General features: G+C 40.0%; 1 protein-coding gene. It reads right to left on the bottom strand.

The annotated features are described in order from the left end of the window. Window positions 1–49: 49 nt before the first annotated feature. A partial coding sequence (locus F7Y48_RS23590) for a hypothetical protein (RefSeq protein WP_229652734.1) occupies window positions 50–502 on the bottom strand: 453 nt, incomplete at its 5' end.

Here is a 502-nt window from a genome sequence, read left to right as displayed (position 1 = left end):
TGAGCGAAGCGAAACTGCCAAGCGTTGCGAATCACTCTTAAATGCTTTGTTAGCTTTTGTACACTACGATGTCAGAATTTTCTAGTTGATATCTTTGTAACAACACCATTGCCCTTTCAGAAACTAAGAGTAGCCCATCATTTGTTACGCTAAAATCGTCTTTACCGATAGTTCCGGATACTTGGAGCCACGAAAAACGAGGTAAAGTACACTCTGGATACAGTTCTTCAAATACGTCAGAAGTAGATATTTCAGCCACTTCCAGATTGTATCCTGACAACTGCGATGAACTTAAGGCCGTTGCTAAACGTTCAGTGACTAAAAAGCATGGAAATGAAGTCAATAAATCATCACCTAGCCACCCATCAAACTGAAAATGTAGCTTTTCTATTATCGGTGGATGCAAATCGAAATTTGCCAAAGTATTTTCACCCAAGCACCCAGGAACTTCTGGTTCGATCAAATATTGACTCACTTTATTCTCCCAAAGAAAGCTAACGCC

This window comes from Vibrio sp. 2-1-2a (assembly GCF_032648565.1).
Classification (GTDB): domain Bacteria; phylum Pseudomonadota; class Gammaproteobacteria; order Enterobacterales; family Vibrionaceae; genus Vibrio; species Vibrio diabolicus.
Note: the sequence above shows the minus strand (reverse complement) of the source record. Positions and strands in the feature narration are given on the sequence as shown.